This is a genomic window from Pseudomonas frederiksbergensis, assembly GCF_001952935.1.
Lineage (GTDB): Bacteria > Pseudomonadota > Gammaproteobacteria > Pseudomonadales > Pseudomonadaceae > Aquipseudomonas > Aquipseudomonas frederiksbergensis.
On the sequence record NZ_CP018319.1, the window covers coordinates 5,838,296 to 5,857,627 of the forward strand.

16 protein-coding genes are annotated in these 19,332 nt (G+C 58.8%); 11 read left to right on the forward strand and 5 right to left on the reverse strand.

Going from position 1 to position 19,332, the window contains the following annotated elements; translation table 11 throughout:
* Window positions 1-259 precede the first annotated feature (259 nt).
* A complete protein-coding gene (acnB, locus tag PFAS1_RS27265) occupies window positions 260-2,869 on the forward strand; it encodes a bifunctional aconitate hydratase 2/2-methylisocitrate dehydratase (RefSeq protein ID WP_076031272.1) in 2,610 nt (869 codons plus the stop codon).
* Between the two features lie 186 nt (window positions 2,870-3,055).
* Here acnB and PFAS1_RS27270 read toward each other — a convergent pair whose 3' ends face one another.
* On the reverse strand, window positions 3,056-4,336 hold the full coding sequence (locus PFAS1_RS27270; RefSeq protein WP_076031273.1) for a serine/threonine transporter: 1,281 nt from the start codon (window positions 4,334-4,336) through the stop codon (window positions 3,056-3,058).
* A 269-nt stretch (window positions 4,337-4,605) separates the two neighbouring features.
* Between PFAS1_RS27270 and PFAS1_RS27275 the strand changes: the two genes are divergently transcribed.
* The 6 genes from PFAS1_RS27275 to PFAS1_RS27300 all read left to right on the forward strand — a co-directional run bounded on the left by PFAS1_RS27275 (window position 4,606) and on the right by PFAS1_RS27300 (window position 10,247).
* A complete protein-coding gene (locus tag PFAS1_RS27275; protein WP_076031274.1) occupies window positions 4,606-4,989 on the forward strand; it encodes a tautomerase family protein in 384 nt (127 codons plus the stop codon).
* A 258-nt stretch (window positions 4,990-5,247) separates the two neighbouring features.
* The gene (locus tag PFAS1_RS27280) at window positions 5,248-5,766 is read left to right on the forward strand and encodes a cysteine hydrolase family protein (RefSeq protein WP_076031275.1); all 519 of its coding nucleotides are present in this window, start codon (window positions 5,248-5,250) and stop codon (window positions 5,764-5,766) included.
* A gap of 134 nt (window positions 5,767-5,900) precedes the next feature.
* Window positions 5,901-6,860 (forward strand): 2-hydroxyacid dehydrogenase, encoded by a 960-nt coding sequence (locus PFAS1_RS27285; protein ID WP_076031276.1) that lies wholly within the window; start codon window positions 5,901-5,903, stop codon window positions 6,858-6,860.
* A 144-nt stretch (window positions 6,861-7,004) separates the two neighbouring features.
* Entirely contained in the window at window positions 7,005-8,072 is a 1,068-nt protein-coding gene (locus PFAS1_RS27290) for a phosphotransferase family protein (protein ID WP_076031277.1), read from the forward strand.
* A 33-nt stretch (window positions 8,073-8,105) separates the two neighbouring features.
* Entirely contained in the window at window positions 8,106-8,873 is a 768-nt protein-coding gene (locus tag PFAS1_RS27295) for an SDR family oxidoreductase (protein WP_008149805.1), read from the forward strand.
* Window positions 8,874-9,131: 258 nt separating this feature from the next.
* Window positions 9,132-10,247: a Gfo/Idh/MocA family protein gene (locus PFAS1_RS27300; protein ID WP_076031278.1), complete on the forward strand. Its 1,116-nt coding sequence runs from the start codon at window positions 9,132-9,134 to the stop codon at window positions 10,245-10,247.
* 414 nt (window positions 10,248-10,661) lie between these two features.
* On the opposite strand, the gene PFAS1_RS27305 is transcribed toward PFAS1_RS27300, so the two are convergent.
* Both PFAS1_RS27305 and PFAS1_RS27310 read right to left on the reverse strand, forming a co-directional pair.
* Window positions 10,662-10,910 (reverse strand): DUF1652 domain-containing protein, encoded by a 249-nt coding sequence (locus PFAS1_RS27305; RefSeq protein ID WP_076031279.1) that lies wholly within the window; start codon window positions 10,908-10,910, stop codon window positions 10,662-10,664.
* A 129-nt stretch (window positions 10,911-11,039) separates the two neighbouring features.
* Window positions 11,040-12,536: a helix-turn-helix transcriptional regulator gene (locus PFAS1_RS27310; protein ID WP_076031280.1), complete on the reverse strand. Its 1,497-nt coding sequence runs from the start codon at window positions 12,534-12,536 to the stop codon at window positions 11,040-11,042.
* Window positions 12,537-12,840: 304 nt separating this feature from the next.
* Here PFAS1_RS27310 and PFAS1_RS27315 point away from each other — a divergent pair, with 304 nt between their 5' ends.
* The 3 genes from PFAS1_RS27315 to PFAS1_RS27325 all read left to right on the forward strand — a co-directional run bounded on the left by PFAS1_RS27315 (window position 12,841) and on the right by PFAS1_RS27325 (window position 14,353).
* A complete protein-coding gene (locus PFAS1_RS27315) occupies window positions 12,841-13,299 on the forward strand; it encodes a hemerythrin domain-containing protein (protein ID WP_076031281.1) in 459 nt (152 codons plus the stop codon).
* 203 nt (window positions 13,300-13,502) lie between these two features.
* Complete coding sequence (locus tag PFAS1_RS27320) at window positions 13,503-13,937, forward strand: YeeE/YedE family protein (RefSeq protein ID WP_076031282.1); 435 nt, start codon at window positions 13,503-13,505, stop codon at window positions 13,935-13,937.
* A gap of 2 nt (window positions 13,938-13,939) precedes the next feature.
* Complete coding sequence (locus PFAS1_RS27325; RefSeq protein ID WP_076031283.1) at window positions 13,940-14,353, forward strand: DUF6691 family protein; 414 nt, start codon at window positions 13,940-13,942, stop codon at window positions 14,351-14,353.
* Window positions 14,354-14,433: 80 nt separating this feature from the next.
* Here PFAS1_RS27325 and PFAS1_RS27330 read toward each other — a convergent pair whose 3' ends face one another.
* Entirely contained in the window at window positions 14,434-15,717 is a 1,284-nt protein-coding gene (locus PFAS1_RS27330) for a Zn-dependent hydrolase (RefSeq protein WP_076031284.1), read from the reverse strand.
* Window positions 15,718-15,846: 129 nt separating this feature from the next.
* Window positions 15,847-17,331 carry an NCS1 family nucleobase:cation symporter-1 gene (locus tag PFAS1_RS27340; RefSeq protein WP_076031285.1) on the reverse strand — a complete coding sequence of 495 codons (1,485 nt, stop codon included), beginning with the start codon at window positions 17,329-17,331 and terminating at the stop codon, window positions 15,847-15,849.
* 551 nt (window positions 17,332-17,882) lie between these two features.
* Here PFAS1_RS27340 and hydA point away from each other — a divergent pair.
* The gene (gene hydA / locus PFAS1_RS27345; protein WP_074876208.1) at window positions 17,883-19,322 is read left to right on the forward strand and encodes a dihydropyrimidinase; all 1,440 of its coding nucleotides are present in this window, start codon (window positions 17,883-17,885) and stop codon (window positions 19,320-19,322) included.
* Window positions 19,323-19,332: the final 10 nt, after the last annotated feature.

Genomic DNA, 19,332 nt, shown 5'->3' on the forward strand with positions numbered 1-19,332 from the left:
AAGCTGTTTTCAAAGCGTCACGAGCACAGTCGTTCCTTCAGAGCGGTGTTGGCGAAGGGTTTTTCCAGCGGGGAAAAGCCCAACGCCAACCCTCATCAGCTCCCCGTTCTGCAGGCGTAAAACTTTGAAAGCAGCTTCTGTAAGGAATTGTCGGTAATTCTGGCTAAGCGGCCCACAACGCCACGCAGCGCATGAGTACGGCAATTTCGGGATGAGCGTCCCGGACACCCATTTGGGACCACTGATGAGGGTAATAACTGTGCTTGAAGCCTACCGCAAACATATCGAAGAGCGTGCAGCACTGGGTATCGTTCCCCAGCCGCTAAACGCCGAACAAACTGCAGGCCTGGTCGAGCTGCTGAAGAATCCCCCGGCGGGCGAAGAAGCTTTCCTCGTTGACCTGATCACCAATCGCATTCCGCCAGGTGTGGACGAAGCAGCCTATGTAAAGGCCGGTTTCCTGTCTGCCCTCGCCAAAGGCGAAGCAAAATCCCCTCTGATCGACAAGAAACGCGCTGTTGAACTGCTCGGCACCATGCAGGGCGGCTACAACATCGTGACGCTGGTCAATCTGCTGGAAGACGCCGAACTGGCGCCAGTCGCTGCTGAAGAACTCAAGCACACCCTGCTGATGTTCGATGCTTTCCACGACGTCGCTGAAAAAGCCAAGAACGGTAACGTTCACGCTAAAGGCGTGCTGCAATCCTGGGCTGACGGCGAGTGGTTCAAGAACCGCCCTGTCCTGGCCGACAAGATCAGCCTGCGCGTGTTCAAGGTCACCGGCGAAACCAACACCGACGACCTGTCCCCTGCTCCGGACGCCTGGTCCCGCCCGGACATCCCGCTGCACGCCCTCGCCATGCTGAAAATGGCCCGTGAAGGCATCGTGCCTGACGTCCAGGGCGTCACCGGTCCGATGAAGCAGATCGAAGAAATGCGCAACGCCGGTTTCCCGATCGCCTACGTCGGTGACGTGGTCGGTACCGGTTCTTCGCGTAAATCCGCCACCAACTCGGTGCTGTGGTTCTTCGGCGACGACGTTCCTTTCGTACCGAACAAGCGTGCCGGTGGTTTCTGCTTCGGCAGCAAGATCGCTCCGATCTTCTACAACACCATGGAAGATGCTGGCGCACTGCCAATCGAATTCGACGTTACCAACATGCATATGGGCGACGTGATCGACCTGTACCCGCATGCTGGCAAAGTCTGCAAGCACGGCACTGACGAAGTCCTGACCACCTTCGAAATGAAGACTCCGGTGCTGTTGGACGAAGTTCGCGCTGGCGGCCGTATTCCGCTGATCATCGGTCGCGGCCTGACCGACAAGGCCCGTGCCGAATTGGGCCTGGGCCCTACCGACCTGTTCAAGCTGCCTGAAGCACCTGTCGACACCGGCAAAGGCTTCACCCTGGCACAGAAAATGGTCGGCAAGGCGTGCGGTCTGCCAGAAGGCAAAGGCGTTCGTCCTGGCACCTACTGCGAACCGAAGATGACCACCGTCGGCTCCCAGGACACCACCGGTCCGATGACCCGTGACGAACTGAAAGACCTGGCGTGCCTGGGCTTCTCGACCGATCTGGTAATGCAGTCCTTCTGCCACACCGCGGCGTACCCTAAGCCGATCGACGTGACCACCCACCACACGCTGCCAGACTTCATCATGACCCGCGGCGGCGTTTCCCTGCGTCCGGGCGACGGCATCATCCACAGCTGGCTGAACCGTATGCTGCTGCCGGACACCGTCGGTACCGGTGGTGACTCCCACACCCGTTTCCCGATGGGCATTTCGTTCCCGGCCGGTTCCGGCCTGGTAGCGTTTGCCGCAGCCACTGGCGTTATGCCACTGGACATGCCGGAATCGATCCTGGTGCGCTTCAAAGGCAAAATGCAGCCGGGCGTCACCCTGCGTGACCTGGTTCACGCCATTCCTTACTTCGCGATTCAGGCTGGCCTGCTGACCGTCGAGAAGAAAGGCAAGAAGAACGCCTTCTCCGGCCGCATCCTGGAAATCGAAGGCCTGGACAACCTGAGCATCGAGCAAGCGTTCGAGCTGTCCGACGCCTCGGCCGAACGTTCGGCTGCCGGTTGCACCATCAAGCTGTCGAAAGAGTCGATCACCGAGTACCTGAGCTCCAACGTCACCCTGCTGCGCTGGATGATCGGCGAAGGCTACGGCGATGCGCGCACCCTGGAACGTCGTGCTCAAGCGATGGAAGCCTGGATCGCCAACCCTGAGTTGATGGTTGCCGATGCTGACGCCGAATACGCGGAAATCATCGAAATCGACCTGGCCGACATCAAAGAGCCTGTGCTCTGCGCGCCAAACGATCCGGACGACGCCCGTCTGCTGTCCAGCGTTGCAGGCGAGAAGATCGACGAAGTGTTCATCGGTTCGTGCATGACCAACATCGGCCACTTCCGCGCTGCCGGCAAGTTGCTGGAACAGGTCAAAGGCCAGCTTCCAACCCGTCTGTGGCTGTCGCCGCCGACCAAAATGGACGCTCACCAGCTGACCGAAGAAGGCTACTACGGCATCTACGGCAAGGCCGGCGCACGCATGGAAATGCCGGGCTGCTCGCTGTGCATGGGTAACCAGGCACGTGTAGAGCCGAACTCGACGGTTGTGTCGACGTCGACCCGTAACTTCCCGAACCGTCTGGGTGACGGCGCGAACGTCTACCTGGCTTCGGCCGAGCTGGCGTCTGTCGCTTCCATCCTGGGTCGCCTGCCGACCGTCGAGGAGTACATGGAATACGCTGGCAAGATCGACAGCATGGCGGCCGATGTCTACCGCTACCTGTCCTTCGACCAGATCGCCGAGTTCCGTGAAGCTGCTGCGAACGCCAACATCCCGGTCGTTCAAGCCTAACGCTGCAACGCAATAAAAAACGCCGCCCATCGTGAGATGAGCGGCGTTTTTTTATGCCTGTACCTTTAGATCGTTCCCACGCTCTGCGTGGCAATGCATCCACGGACGCTCTGCGTCCCAAGAGCCGAACGCGGAGCGTCCGTGGATGCATTCCCACGCAGAGCGTGGGAACGATCGGAGTGGTGGTCAGGCCGTCAGCGAATAGATCAACGCCGAAATCGCCACCAGGCCTACCGCCGTCACGAAGACGTTGGAAGCCTGACCGCGATAACGCGCCATGGCCGGAACCTTGCGAATCGCGTACATCGGCATCAGGAACAGGATCGCGGCGATAATCGGGCCGCCAAGGGTTTCGATCATCCCCAGAATACTCGGGTTCAGCGTGGCAACGATCCAGCAGACCACCAGCATGAACGCTGCAGTCATGCGATCGAGGGTCTTCGGTGCCGGGCGCTTGCCGCTTTTCACGATCAGACCTTTGAGGCCTTCGCTGGCGCCGATGTAGTGGCCTAGGAATGACTTGGAAATGGCCACGAACGCAATCAACGGCGCCGCGAAGGCGATGGTCGGGTTGCTGAAGTGGTTGGCCAGGTACGACAGGATCGACAGGTTCTGCGCCTTGGCTTCCGCCAGTTGCGCCGGCGACAGGGTCAGCACACAACTGAACACGAAGAACAGCACCATCCCCACCATCAAGAGGTGGGCGCGGGACAGGATCTGCGAGCTGCGCTCTTCGGCGTGATCGCCGTAACGACGCTTCTGGTCCACCGCGAACGCCGAGATGATCGGCGAATGGTTGAACGAGAACACCATCACCGGAATCGCCAGCCACAGCGTATGCAACAGTGCCGAGGGTTCCGGCAGTGTCGATGCGGTGGCGAGAATGCCGCCGTTCCAGTGTGGAATCAGGAACACCGCGAGGAACAGCAGCGCAACAATGAACGGATAAACCATCAGGCTCATCGCCTTGACGATCACCTGCTCGCCGCAACGCACCACCGCCAACAGGCCGAGGATCAGCACCAGCGACAGCACGGCGCGCGGTGGCGGCATGATGTGCAATTGATGCTCGAGGAAACTGCCCACGGTGTTGGTCAGGGCCACGCTATAAATCAGCAGGATCGGGAAGATCGCAAAGAAATACAGCAAGGTGATCAGCGCACCAGCCTTGATCCCGAAGTGCTCTTCCACGACTTCAGTGATGTCCGCGCCTTCGCGTCCAGACAACACGAAGCGGGTCAGGCCACGGTGTGCGTAAAACGTCATGGGGAACGCCAACACCGCCAGGACCAGCAACGGCCAGAAGCCGCCCAGACCCGCGTTGATCGGCAAAAACAGCGTGCCGGCCCCGATGGCTGTGCCAAACAGGCCCAGCATCCAGGTGGTGTCATGGCGATTCCAGCTCTCAAGCGTCGCTGGTGCCGTCGATACATAGCGTTCGTCGACGCTATTGGCCTGATCATTCATCCGGTGGGATCTCCGCATTCCGGTCAGTTGCTACCCGGTCAGGACGAGTCGGAAAAATCCGACAGGCAGCGCCCTGGCCGAAACAGGGGCGCGATTGTCCGGGATTAATGAGCAGAAGCAAAGACTTAGCTGAGGAGTGGTTGTACGGATCAGATGCCTGGCATCCCTTTATTGAATAGCTGTTCAAAAAAATCTATCCAAGAAAGGATTGTCGTCCTGTAATTTCGATTCCGACTGCTGGCCGTCAGCCCTTACTGCGGAGCCCTCTCATGCCACTCGTTCGCGTCGACATCAAGAAGCATCAAGACCCTACTCACGCCAAACGTGTCGGGCAATTGATCTACGCCGCCCTGCACAGCGCCATCGGCGTGCCCGAGAACGATAATTTCCAGATTCTGGCCGAGCACGACGAACAGCATTTCATTTTTGATCCCGGCTACCTGGGCATCAATCGCACCGACAATCTGGTGGTGATTCAGATCACCTTGAGCGAAGGCCGCACGATCGAGCAGAAAAAACTCCTCTACAAAACCATCGCCGAGAGCCTTAACGCGGAACTGGCGGTGCGCCTGGAAGATGTATTCATCAATCTGGTGGAGGTAAAGAAAGAGAACTGGTCGTTTGGCAATGGAATAGCCCAGTACGTCAGCTGATTGCTGGCAGCCCGGATATTTCCCACCCCGGGTACGGCCGTTGACACACCCGCGACGCCGACGGCATGATCGGCCACATGAATATTCCTGCACTAAACCTCACCCGCACCACCACGACCGCTTCCGGCGGGTCGTGCGGTGGCTGGCTGAGATAAACACAGCGCAGTGAACCCAAGGCCCCGCCAGCAATGGACCGGGGCCTTGTCGTTTCTCCCGTCCGTTCGGCACTTTTCGTACAACAGCCAAGGAGAAACACCCATGTCATCAGCGCTATTGATCATCGATATGCAGGTCGGTCTGTACCACGGCGCGGAAAAACCCTACGACGGTGAACGGGTACTGGCGAACATCCAGCAACTCATTCGTCAGGCCAGGGAGCGCAACGTGCCGATCTTCGCGGTGCGCCATACCGGCCCTCAAGGCTCGCCCATCGAAGTCGGGAGCCCTTTCTGGCAGCTATTGCCCGCACTGGAGCTGGATGCCAGCACTGACATCCTGTTCGACAAAACCCGACCCAATGCCTTTTATGACACCGCACTGGCGGAGCAGCTGCGGGCGCGCGGCATCAATAAGGTGTTCATCGCCGGCATGAAAACCCAGTATTGCATCGACAGCACTTGCCGGGCGGCGGCCGAACTGGGGTTCAACCCCATACTTGTGGCCGATGCGCATACCTGCATGGACACACCGGCGCTGCCGGCCCGGTCGATCATCGAGCACCATAACGCAACGCTGAACGGCGCCTTCGCAAAGGTATTGAACACCGTGGATGTGTGAGCGCCAAGGAACGCTCCTACACTGAGGTCGCAGGCCACAAGCCTGCTATCTTTGGTTAATGCCAGACCGTTGCGCCATCAGCCATCCGAAGCGACGTTCGAGCCCCGAACTACCGATGCCCACAGGAGCCCAGCATGCCCGCAACCGTTCTGGTACTGGTTGAAACCATCAATGAGTACCTGCCGATTCTCGAACATCAGGGTTTTCACCTGATCCTGGCTCCCACACCTGCCGAGCGCGCCGACGCCATCACACGCCATGGCGCCCGGATCGATGCGGTGCTGACCCGCGGCCCGTTGGGTCTGTATGCCGACGAAATCGCCGCCCTGCCCAATCTCAAGATCATCTGCGTGATCGGTGCCGGTTATGAACATGTCGACCTGCAAGCCGCCGCCAACCGGGGCATTACGGTCACCAATGGCGCCGGAGTCAACGCCTCTTCAGTCGCCGACCATGCCATGGCGATGCTGCTGTCGCTGGTGCGTGACATTCCCCGTTGCGATGCCGCCGTGCGCCGGGGTGAGTGGCCGAAAATCATGCGCCCTTCCCTGGCCGGCAAGCACCTGGGCATCCTGGGGCTCGGCGCGGTCGGCATGGCCATCGCCAAACGCGCCGCCCACGGCTTCGACATGACGGTCAGTTACCATAACCGCCAGCATCGCAGCGACGTGCCGTACAGCTTCCGCTCGACGCCCACCGAACTGGCACGGGAATCAGACTTTTTGATCGTCGCCACCCCCGGCGGGCTGGGCACCAAGCACCTGATCAACCGGCAAGTACTCGACGCTTTGGGCCCCCAGGGGTTCATCGTCAACATCGCCCGAGCCAGCGTGATCGTCACCGCCGACCTGATCAGCTCGCTTGAGCAGCGCAGGATTGCCGGCGCTGCGCTGGATGTCTTCGACACAGAACCCCAAGTCCCCAATGCCTTCAAGACGTTGGCCAATGTGATCCTCACCCCGCATGTCGCCGGTTTGTCCCCGGAAGCCACTCAAGGCACCGTGGAGCTGGCAGGTCGCAATCTGGTGGCGTTCTTTTCCGGCAACCCGGTTTTGACCCCGATTGCCCTGCCATCGTCGATGAGCATGATCTGATCGCTATTCAAACAGATGTATCAAAAACAATGATTGCCCGGCAACACGCTCACCTATAAGGGCCGTTCGTGGTTGTGGGTGTCGGGTGTGCGCATTAGATTAGCCAATAGTCTCAGGCCTCCAGAATAAGCAGAAGGGATAAGCATGGCGCTTACTGACCAGTCCACCCGTATCCGCACCGGCGAAGAACTCGATGCCAGCCTGATCGATCCATACCTCAAGGCCCACATTCCGGGCCTGAGTGGTTTGCCGCAGATCAGCCAGTTTCCAGGCGGTGCGTCGAACCTCACCTACTTGCTGGAATACCCCGAACAGGAGTTCGTCCTGCGTCGCCCGCCCTTTGGCCACAAAGCCAAGTCCGCCCACGACATGGGCCGCGAGTTTCGCATCCTCAATCAGCTCCGGGACGGTTTTCCGTACTGCCCGAAAGCCTACGTGCACTGCACCGACGAATCGGTGATCGGCGCCGAGTTCTATGTGATGGAACGGGTCAAGGGAATCATCCTGCGCTCCGAACTGCCGCCGGAACTGGGTCTGGATTCGGCGAAAACCGAAACGCTGTGCAAGAGTTTCATCGACAAGTTCGTCGAACTGCACCGGGTCGACTACAACGCCTATGGCTTGGGTGACCTCGGTAAACCCGAAGGTTATGTCGCGCGGCAGATCAAAGGCTGGAGCGATCGCTACGAGAAAGCCCTGACGCCGGACGCGCCGAAGTGGGAAGCGGTCAAAGCCTGGCTCAACGACAAGATGCCGGCCGATCACCCGACCTCCAGCATCGTCCATAACGACTACCGCTTCGACAACGTGATCCTCGACCCGAACAACCCGATGGACATCATCGGCGTGCTCGACTGGGAACTGACCACCCTCGGCGACCCGCTGATGGACCTGGGCAACACTCTCGCCTACTGGATCGAAGCCGACGACCCGGCACCGGTGCAATTGATGCGCCGCCAGCCAAGCCACGCCCCGGGCATGCTGACCCGCCGTGAGTTCGTCGATTACTACGCCGAGCGCGCTGGCATCCAGATCGACAACTTCGACTTCTACTACACCTACGGCCTGTTCCGCCTGGCCGGCATCGTGCAGCAGATCTACTACCGCTTCTTCCATGGCCAGACCCAGGACAAACGCTTCGCGCAGTTCATTCACATGAACAAACTGCTGGAGCAGATGAGCCTGCAAGTCATTTCGAAATCCAGCCTCTGATCACGCCACTGGCCCCAATAACAAGGAAAAACCATGTCCAAGACTCAGTTGTTCGACCTCGACGGCAAAATCGCATTTGTATCCGGCGCCAGCCGTGGCATCGGTGAAGCCATCGCCAAACTGCTGGCCCAGCAAGGCGCCCACGTCATCGTCTCGAGCCGCAAACTCGACGGCTGCCAGCACGTGGCCGACGCGATCATCGCGGCCGGCGGCAAAGCCACTGCGGTGGCGTGCCACATCGGTGAAATGGAACAGATCAGCCAGGTCTTCGCCGGCATCCGCGAACAGTTCGGGCGCTTGGACATCCTGGTCAACAACGCGGCGACCAACCCGCAGTTCTGCAACGTACTGGACACCGACCTCAGCGCTTTCCAGAAAACCGTCGACGTGAATATCCGCGGCTACTTCTTCATGTCGGTGGAAGCCGGCAAGCTGATGCGCGAAAACGGCGGCGGCAGCATCATCAACGTCGCGTCGATCAACGGCATCTCGCCAGGGATCTTCCAGGGCATCTACTCGGTGACCAAAGCGGCGGTCATTAACATGACCAAAGTGTTCGCCAAGGAATGCGCGCAGTTCGGCATCCGCTGCAATGCCCTGCTGCCGGGCCTGACCGACACAAAATTTGCTTCGGCACTGGTGAAGAACGAGGCCATTTTGAACACCGCGCTGCAACAGATTCCGCTCAAGCGTGTAGCGGATCCGAGTGAGATGGCGGGAGCGGTGTTGTATCTGGCCAGTGATGCATCGAGTTACACCACCGGGGTTTCGTTGAATGTGGATGGTGGGTTCTTGTCCTGATCCGATGTAGCGGATGAACGAAAGGCAGCCTTCGGGCTGCCTTCTTTTTTGCGCTTATGATCGTTCCCACGCTCCGCGTGGGAATGCAGCCCGGGACGCTCCGCGTCCCAAAACGCACGCAGAACGTCCATTAAGGCATTCCCACGCACAACGTGGGAACGATCGCACGAAAGAATATTAATTCCACCATTTGCAAATAAGGAATATTTATTCCATAAATAGCCCCTCCTGAAAATAAAATCCAAAAGGACCCCGGCTATGCGCGAACTCGGTATCGGACTCATCGGCACAGGTTTCATGGGCCGCGCCCATGCCTTGGCGTTTCGCAACGTCAGTGCGGTTTTCGAACTGCCCCTCAAGCTCAAACTCGCCGCTCTGGCCGACGCCGATCCTCAGCGTGCCCGCCACTGCGCCGATGCCTGGGGTTTCGGCACCGCGCATAACGACTGGCAGCAACTGATCGATGACCCCAAGGTCAATCTGATCGCCATCACCACGCCCAATCACCTGCACTATCCCATGGCCATGGCCGCCCTCGCCGCCGGCAAACCGGTGTATTGCGAAAAGCCGTTGGCCGTGAACCTGGAACAGGCCGACGCCATGCGCCTGGCGTCCAAAGCGGCGGGCGTGGTGACGCGGGTGGGTTACAACTATCAGCACAACCCGATGATCGGGCTGGCCCGGGAGCTGATTGAAAACGGTGACTTGGGTCAGATCATCAGTTTCCAGGGTGAATTCAGCGAAGATTTCATGGCCGATCCCGCATCCCCCTGGTCGTGGCGTTGCGATGCCGATCATGCCGGTGGCGCATTGGCGGATCTGGGCAGTCACTTGCTGGCCATGGCCCGTTATCTGGTGGGCGATGTCGAAGCAGTGAGCGCCGACACCCAGACCGTACACCGGCAACGTCCCGCCACGGCTGGCAGTGCAGAGCAACGCAGCATCGCCGTCGATGATCAGGTCCATGCCTTGTTGCGGTTTGCCAATGGCGCCCGGGGCACGTTCAGCAGCAGTTGGCTCAAGCACGGCTACAAGAATCATCTGAGTTTTGAAATCAGCGGCACCCGAGGAACGCTGGTGTTCGATCAGGAACGCCTGAATGAACTGCGGCTGTTTCGTGCCGGTCAGGACGGTTTCCAGCGCTTGCTGGCAGGCCCCAATCTGCCGGGTTATGCCGCGTTCAGTCCGGCGGCAGGGCATCAGCTTGGATACAACGAACTCAAGACGCTGGAAGTCCATGAGCTGGTGTTGGCGCTGGCAGGCTTGTCTCAGGGGGGAACGGATTTCGAGCAGGCGTGGGAAGTCGAACGCCTGGCGACGGCGATCCGGTTGGCAGCGCGGGAGTCGCGTTGGGTCAGGATCGAGGAAGTTTGAGCGAAATACGCGAATACCCGCCAGCAGCACAGCGCCGCTGGCGGTTCAACGTGAGCATATGGACGCTTACTGAGTGACGCAGCGAGTAAGCGTCGTTTCCCGGGTCACTTGCCCCTCTGCCCTCACATCGCCTTGCACATCAGTGTCTTCAGTGGTTTGGCAGGTGCGCACAGGGGGTGGAGGCGGTGCCGCGGGAGGTGGCGGCGGAGGACTCGCACACCCCCCGAGAATCGCCATGCAGAGTGCGAACGACAGTGTTGTAAAAGTGCGTTTCCCGATACTTTTCATAGATTGACCCGCGGTAAGTGATCGACATATTCCGCGACCCAACATTCTTACCGCGTATCAGCGGACCGGTCACAGAAAAAATACTTTCGTATTCCTCATACGACCGCCGGCAAAACCTGACAGTTCCTAGGACGTCTGGCGACAATGCAACGTGCTGCTCTCAAGTTCATAACGCAGCTCGTCGATCAACGCTGCCACTGCCTCCGGCGTTCTGAGGTTGGCCACGCTCAACCCACTGACCACCAGGTCCACCTCACCCGATACGGGATGATAGAGCTTCACCGTCAATGAATGATCACCCGTGACTTTGCACTCACAGGCCAACGGGGAAAAGCTCCGCTCCAGTTGCATACGCAATTGCGCCACATGAATCATCCGGCAGTTCCTGTCGCTGTTTTGATAGGGAGGCAATACCCGCAGATCGGTATCGCACCCTTACAGACTAAGAACTGCCGCGCCCGGCCAGAACATGAATTTGCACCCCCCCGAGTAGTGCATTTGCACCTAACGCTGGGCCTTGGGTCGCCACTCGCTGGAGAACAAACCGCGCTCGCGAGCCCAGACAATCGCCTCGCTGCGACTGTGAACGTCAAGCTTGGAATACACCGTCGAGACATGGTTGCGCACGGTGTTCGGTGCAAGTTTGAGCCGTGCGGCGATTTCCTTGTCGGCCAGGCCTTCGCAAATCAGGCCGAGCACATCACGCTCGCGGGCAGTCAGGTCGGTGAAAGACACACTAGGCAACAGCGGCGAGTTGACGCTTTTTACGTTAGCGAGTTTCTCGATGAGCGTGCGGCTGAACCAGGAGGCGTCCTTCATGACCTCTTCGATCGCCGACACCAACTCCAGCTCCGTGCGTTTACGTTCGGTGATGTCCATGAACACCAGCAGGTAGCAGGGCCTGTCCTGGATGTTCACGGTGTCGGCTGAGACCGCGCAATCGATCAGCCCGGCGCCTTTCTTGCGTACCCGGACATCGACACGATCCACGCTTCCGTTTTTTTCCAGCGCGGTAAACAGTTGCGCGCGGGCACCTTTATCATCGATAAAATCGATCTGCGTGACCGATTTGCCAAGCACTTCTTCACTGGTGTACGCGAGCGTATCGAGGAAGGCTTCATTGACGTCCATCACCACCTGATCGACGGCGTTGCACACCAGGATCGGCACCGGGGTCAGTCGAAAAGCCTTGGCAAAACGTTCTTCGCTCTGGCGCAGGGCGACTTCGGCCTTATGCCGAGGCTCGATGTCGACGAAGGAAAACAGCATGCAGGCTTCATCGTGCAGTTCAAGGGGCTGGCCGGCGACGATCACCTGTTTGCTGCCACCTTCGGCTAACTGCAACTGCGCCTGCATTTGCGGAATGGTCACCCCTTCGCGCAACCGCTGCTTGGCCAGGTCTCTGTTTTCAGCGCCCTCCAGCACGTCCAGTTCATAGGTCGAACGGCCGATCACCTGATCACGGGTATAGCCGGTCATCTCCAGGAAGCCCGGGTTGACCTTGATGTAGCGCAAATCGCTGAGGCGACAGATCACCGCCGGGGCCGGGTTGGCGTTGAAGGTTTTTTCGAAACGCTGTTCGGCGCTGGCCCACTCCGTGACATCGTTCATGATCAGCACCAGCGACTCCGGTTTGCCAGCACTGTCGGCCAACACCATGCTGCGCACGCTGTGAACCCAGGTGCGCTCTTCGTCGTCGGCGGGCGTCACTTCAACCAATACATCGCTGAAGGACTCGCCTCGGGCGACGCGGCTGATCGGATAGTTGTCAGTCTGAACCGGATGATTATTGCGATAACGCAAGGCGAAGCGCTTGGCGTACTCGTTGGCATTCGCCCCCAGCTCGCTGAGTTGCCCGACGCCGTGCATGGCCAACGCGGCGTCATTGGCCCAGAGAAGGGTCTGGTCGAGTTCCAACAGAATCACCCCATCGGACAGGCCGGCGATGATCTGCTGCAACTGACGGCGATTGGTTTCGGTGGTCAGGACGTCCTGGCTCATTGGATCTCCACGCGTACGGCGGCGCCTTCATGCGTCGCCCAGTGAAATTACGACCGCGAGGGGGTGGGATAGTGCAGATGGCTCACCTGCGGGAACTTGCGAACGCGCCCCCTGTGACGAGGGCGGAAAATTTCCGGAGGTGAGATCTTTGTGCTCGCCTATACTGAAAAGGGTAAACAGTTATGCTGAACTCTATTACTAAGCCATTGATAAATATTGAGATTTAAAGACCTTGGCACCCTTGAAGGTTGCTGGTTAAAGAATATTTCTCTGTGATGATTGGGTGTCGTGACGAGGATTTGATATGAACGTCTTGTTGAAAGAACTTCAGGCCTATCATCATGAGGTGGCGATAAAAATCACTCGGATCAAAGAGTTGCTGAGAAAGATGAAGCATGAATCCGATAGTGCTGATGACTGCAAGCTGTTGTTCAAGATGCTGGAAGCCTTGCATGGTGATGCAGAGCGACACCACCACGAAAATGAAGAACTGATTCGACTGGCCTTGCTAACGACTGAGGCACCGATCCACCCACGGGTCAAGGATATAGAGCGAGATCACCAGGCATTTGGACGCATTGCCGGACAGTTGAAGACATTGGAGGACACAACTCTGGAAACGAGAGTAATTGCTGACACTGTCGATGACTTCATCAAAAAATATTTCGATCATATGGACTCGGAGGAAAATATTTTCTTTCCGGTGGCAGATAAATGGCTGTCAGACGATCAGTGGCAGGAAATAACGCGTCAATGGCATTAGTTGGCGTTCACCGTATACCTTCAATATTGCAAATCCCTTCGCTTTGGCGCGCAACATTGCTGCACTGAGTCACTGCACAGCCTCAACCAGTGCCTCGACAAAAAACTTTGATCTTTTGGTCGTAGCGCCCTCTCCCTGCGGCTGCCCTAAACTCGCGTAAACGATTGATTTAATGCTGTCCCTTATCTGCCTGGAGAGTTTCCATGATCCTGGATACGTTACATTTCACGCCCTGGTCCGCGTTGGCAGGCGGAGCGTTGATCGGCTTGGCGGCGAGCGTGATGGTCGTGGCCAACGGACGGGTCGCCGGGATCAGCGGACTACTCGGCAGTCTCCTATCGCCAAGTGATTCGGGACGGGGCGAAAAAGCCTTATTCATCCTCGGGCTTCTGGCGGCGCCCCTTTTGTGGGCGCTGTTTGAGGTGTGGCCGGCCATTGAATTCAAGACCGGCACCGTGGGGCTGATCATCGCCGGGTTGTGCGTCGGGATCGGCACCCGTTATGGCTCCGGTTGCACCAGTGGCCACGGGGTGTGCGGTATCTCGCGGCTGTCACCGCGCTCCATCGTTGCGACGTTAAGCTTCATGTTCGCGGGCTTTGTGACCGTGTTTGTGCTGCGCCATCTGCTGGGGTTTTGAACATGAAAAAACTCACAGCTTTCCTCGCAGGCCTATTGTTCGGCATCGGCCTGCTGTTGGCCGGCATGGCCAATCCGGCCAAAGTACTGGCGTTCCTCGATATCACCGGTCTGTGGGATCCCTCCCTGGCGCTGGTGATGATCGGGGCGATTGCCGTGGCCTGGGTGCCGTTTCACTGGGCCATGAAACAATCCAAGGCGTTGCTGGGAGGGCCGATGCAGTTGCCGGTCAGTCGTGAACTGGATCGACGCTTGATCGGTGGCAGTTTGCTGTTCGGGGTCGGTTGGGGCATTGCGGGGATCTGCCCCGGGCCGGCACTGGTGCTGTTGCCGACGGGGCATTGGCAGGCGTGGGTGTTTGCGATTGCCATGCTGGCGGGAATGTTGATGTTCAGCGTGTTGCAAGCGCGTCGATAAATCGCCTCGCCTGGTTCAATGTCCAGAGGTCGTAACCTTCGGCGGCACAGTCATTGCCGAAGGCTACGATTTTTTGCGTTTCAGGCCGCCAATTCTCCGCTGGCAATCGCCGCCGAAGCCGCCAGCATCGCCCGCAACAACACCGCACACCCGGCCGCCAGGTCATCCGGCGCGGCATTTTCGATTTCGTTGTGGCTGATCCCGCCTTCGCACGGTACGAAGATCATTCCCGCCGGGCCGAGTTCGGCGAGGAAGATCGCGTCGTGCCCTGCTCCGCTGACGATGTCCATGTGCGACAGGCCCAAGCCTTGAGCGGCGCCACGTACCGCTTCGACGCAGCCTTTGTCGAAGTACAGCGGCGGGAAGTCCGCCGTGGGTGTGAGTTCGAAGGTCAGGCCGTGTTCCTCGCAGGTGGTTTCGATGACTTCGCGGACCTCGGCGATCATCGAGTCCAGTCGCGCCGGTTCCAGATGCCGGAAGTCCAGGGTCATGCGCACTTCGCCGGGGATGACGTTGCGTGAGCCGGGATAGGCTTGCAGGCAGCCGACGGTGCCGCAGGCGTGAGGTTGATGACCGAGGGCGGCGCGGTTGACTGCACCGACGATCACCGCGGCGCCGACCAGGGCGTCCTTGCGCAGGTGCATCGGCGTCGGGCCGGCGTGGGCTTCGACACCGCGCAGTTTCAGGTCGAACCATTTCTGGCCGAGGGCGCCCATCACCACGCCGATGGTTTTGTGTTCGTCTTCGAGGATCGGGCCTTGTTCGATATGGGCCTCGAAATAGGCGCCGACGGCATGCCCGCTGACCTTGCGCTCTCCGGCATAGCCAATGGCGTTCAAGGCTTCACCGACGGTGACGCCCTCGGCATCGACCTTGGCCAGGGTTTCTTCGAGGGTGAATTTTTCCGCGAACACGCCAGAACCCATCATGCATGGCGCGAAGCGTGAGCCTTCCTCATTGGTCCAGACCACGACTTCCAGTGGCGCTTCGGTTTCCACGCCCAGGTCATTGAGGGTGCGCAGCACTTCGACCCCGGCCAGTACGCCAAAGCAGCCGTCGAACTTGCCGCCGGTGGGTTGGGTGTCGATGTGGCTGCCGGTCATCACGGGTGGCAGGTTCGGGTTGCGGCCCGGACGACGGGCGAAGATGTTGCCAACGGCGTCGATGCTGACGGTGCAACCGGCGTCCTCGCACCAGTTGACGAAAATGTCCCGGGCCTGACGGTCGAGGTCGGTCAGGGCCAGGCGACAGACGCCGCCCTTGACGGTGGCGCCGAGCTTGGCCAGGTCCATGAGCGACTGCCACAAGCGGTCGCGGTTGATGTGCTGATGGGTGGACTGCAGAACGTCTACGGCAGCGTTCATGATGATCTCCTCAGTTTTTCTTCTGATAGTTCCCACGCTCTGCGTGGGAATTCATCCATGGACGCTCTGCGTCCGCTTCAGGGACGCGGAGCGTCCCGGGCTGCATTCCCACGCAGAGCGTGGGAACGATCAAACCGTGGATTTTGCGATTGATGGGCTGGGGCGCATCGAGCACAATCCGTAATAAATCAGCCCACCCAGCACCGAGCCGGTGAACCAGCCATAGTCGTAGAACCAGCTGAATGCATCGCTGCCGAGCGACAGCAGCGTCAGCGCCACCGGCACTCCAAAGGCAATGAACCCGAACCAGTTCCACGCCGGGTAAACGTCATCGCGATAGAGGCCAGCTAGGTCCAGTTGCTGTTTCTTGATCAGGAAATAGTCCACCACCATGATTCCGGCGATCGGGCCCAACAGGCTCGAATAGCCCAGCAACCAGTTGGAATACAGCGTCTCCAGGCTTAAATCCGAGACGATCAAACCGAGCTTCTTCAACAGCTCATGGCCCATCAGTGCCAAGCCGACCAGACCAGTGAGCATCACCGCTTTGGTACGGTTGATGAATTTAGGCGCGACGTTCTGGAAATCATTGGTCGGCGAAACGATGTTGGCCGCGGTGTTGGTCGACAGCGTGGCGATGATGATCAGCGCCATGGCCAGTGCGACCCAGACCGGGCTCTGGATATGCCCGATCAGGGTGACTGGATCGGAGACTGTGACGCCCACCAGTTTTACCGAGGCAGCGGTCATCACCACGCCGAGGGAGGCGAACAGAAACATGGTCAGGGGCAAGCCGATAATCTGCCCGACGATCTGGTCCTTCTGGCTTTTCGCAAAGCGGCTGAAATCCGGAATGTTCAGGGACAAGGTGGCCCAGAACCCGACCATCGCGGTCAGCCCGGCGGCAAAGTAACTGGCCACGCTGGCCCCTTCCGGACGCTTGGCGGGGATCGCCATCAACTCGGTCATCGACACGTTCGGCATCGCCCACACCAGCAGCCCCACGCCCACCAGCACCAACAACGGTGCCGAGAGGGTTTCCAGCCATTTGATCGAGTCCGCGCCGCGAATCACCACCCACAGGTTCAAGGCCCAGAACACCATGAAGCCGATCACTTCACCGGTACCGCCGAGGGATTTCCAACCGTCGAACACCGAGCCGAGAAACAGGTGAATGGCCAGCCCGCCGAACATCGTCTGAATGCCGAACCAGCCACACGCCACCAGCGCCCGGATCAGGCACGGAATGTTCGAACCGAGGATGCCGAAGGACGAACGCAACAACACCGGAAACGGAATGCCGTACTTGGTGCCGGGAAAGGCGTTCAGGGTCAACGGGATCAAGACGATGATGTTGGCGAACAGAATCGCCAGCAGCGCTTCACCGACGCTCAGGCCGAAATGCGCAGTGAGCACGCCGCCGAGGGTGTAGGTCGGCACGCAAATCGCCATGCCCACCCATAACGCGGTGATGTGCCATTTGTTCCAGGTTCGTTCGTGCACCTTGGTCGGTGCCATGTCGTGGTTGTAACGGGGGCTGTCGAGGACGTCACTGCCGGCTTCGAGCTCAAACAAGCCGTCGCGCTCGGTCACTTGCGATCTGATCTGTTGCATGGCCGCTCCACTGTTCTTTTGATTATTGTTGCTCATCAGGGGCTGACGGGATCAATTAACGTGCCGGTTACCCCGTTTGCGCATCGGGCAGTTCCATAAACGCTTCATAACCAACTGATGTTTATCAGTTTTATTGATTTAGCCGATGAGTCATCGGTTACTTGCCTGTTCACTCAGGCCGAATGCCAGGCAAGTTGTCCGAACAGTCAGGACTCAATCTGGTGCATACCACTTTTTTTCAACGTCGCGCATCAACCATAGACCATTCTCAAGCGGCTGATTTCACATAAGAAATCTCGTCTATTTTTACAACCTGTCAAGTGCGTCAAAATGGTGAGAGGCCTCACCATTTTGGTGATTTTTATAATTAATCTTTTATTATCAATTGCTTACAACAGTTATAAGCATATAAAAAATATTCTTGCTCAATCCTCAAACTCAGACTAGCGTTTATTCCTGACAGCGCTGACAGGAATACACCTGTTTGCGCAGGCTTCCTATAAAACATTTAGAACCGGCACAAGTCGGTCATTGCCTGCGAGGAACTCGGAATGTCTCTGTTGATCCGTGGCGCCACCGTTATTACCCATGATGAAAGTTATCGCGCCGACGTTTATTGCGCCGACGGCGTGATCAAAGCCATCGGCGAAAACCTTGATGTTCCGGCGGGTGCCGAAGTGCTCGACGGCAGCGGCCAATACCTGATGCCCGGCGGCATCGATCCGCACACGCACATGCAACTGCCCTTCATGGGCACGGTGGCCAGTGAAGACTTTTTCAGCGGCACCGCGGCGGGACTTGCCGGTGGCACGACGTCGATCATCGACTTTGTGATTCCCAATCCGCAGCAATCCTTGATGGAAGCGTTTCATCAGTGGCGCGGTTGGGCCGAGAAGTCGGCGTCGGATTACGGTTTCCATGTCGCGATCACCTGGTGGAGCGAACAGGTGCGCGAGGAAATGGCCGAGCTGGTCAGCCAGCACGGGGTCAACAGCTTCAAGCATTTCATGGCCTACAAGAACGCAATCATGGCCGCCGACGACACCTTGGTAGCGAGTTTCGAGCGCTGCCTGGAGTTGGGCGCGGTACCGACCGTGCATGCGGAAAACGGTGAGCTGGTCTATCACCTGCAACGCAAGTTGATGGCCCAGGGCATGACCGGCCCGGAAGCGCATCCGTTGTCGCGCCCTTCGCAGGTGGAAGGTGAAGCGGCCAGTCGGGCGATCCGCATCGCCGAAACGTTAGGCACGCCGCTGTACCTGGTGCATGTCTCGACCAAGGAAGCCCTCGACGAAATCACCTACGCCCGCAGCAAGGGCCAACAAGTCTACGGCGAAGTCCTGGCCGGACATTTGCTGCTGGACGACAGCGTCTACCAACACCCGGACTGGCAGACCGCCGCCGGTTACGTGATGAGCCCACCCTTCCGTCCGCGCGGCCATCAAGAGGCGCTTTGGCACGGCTTGCAATCGGGCAACCTGCACACCACCGCCACCGACCATTGCTGCTTCTGCGCCGAGCAAAAAGCCGCCGGCCGTGACGACTTCAGCAAGATCCCCAACGGCACGGCCGGTATCGAAGACCGCATGGCGGTGCTCTGGGATGAAGGGGTGAACACCGGGCGTTTGTCGATGCAGCACTTCGTAGCGCTTACCTCCACCAACACCGCGAAAATCTTCAACCTCTACCCGCGCAAAGGCGCGATTCGCGTCGGTGCGGACGCAGACCTGGTGCTGTGGGATCCGGAAGGTACGCGGACGATTTCAGCGCAGACTCACCATCAGCAAGTGGACTTCAACATCTTCGAAGGCAAGACCGTGCGCGGCGTACCGAGCCACACCGTTAGCCAGGGCCGGGTGGTGTGGGCCGATGGTGATTTGCGCGCCGAGCGTGGTGCCGGGCGATATGTCGAGCGGCCGGCGTATCCGGCGGTGTTTGATTTGCTGAGCAAGCGGGCGGAGTTGAATAAGCCGGTTGCTGTGAAACGCTGATCCGTACCAA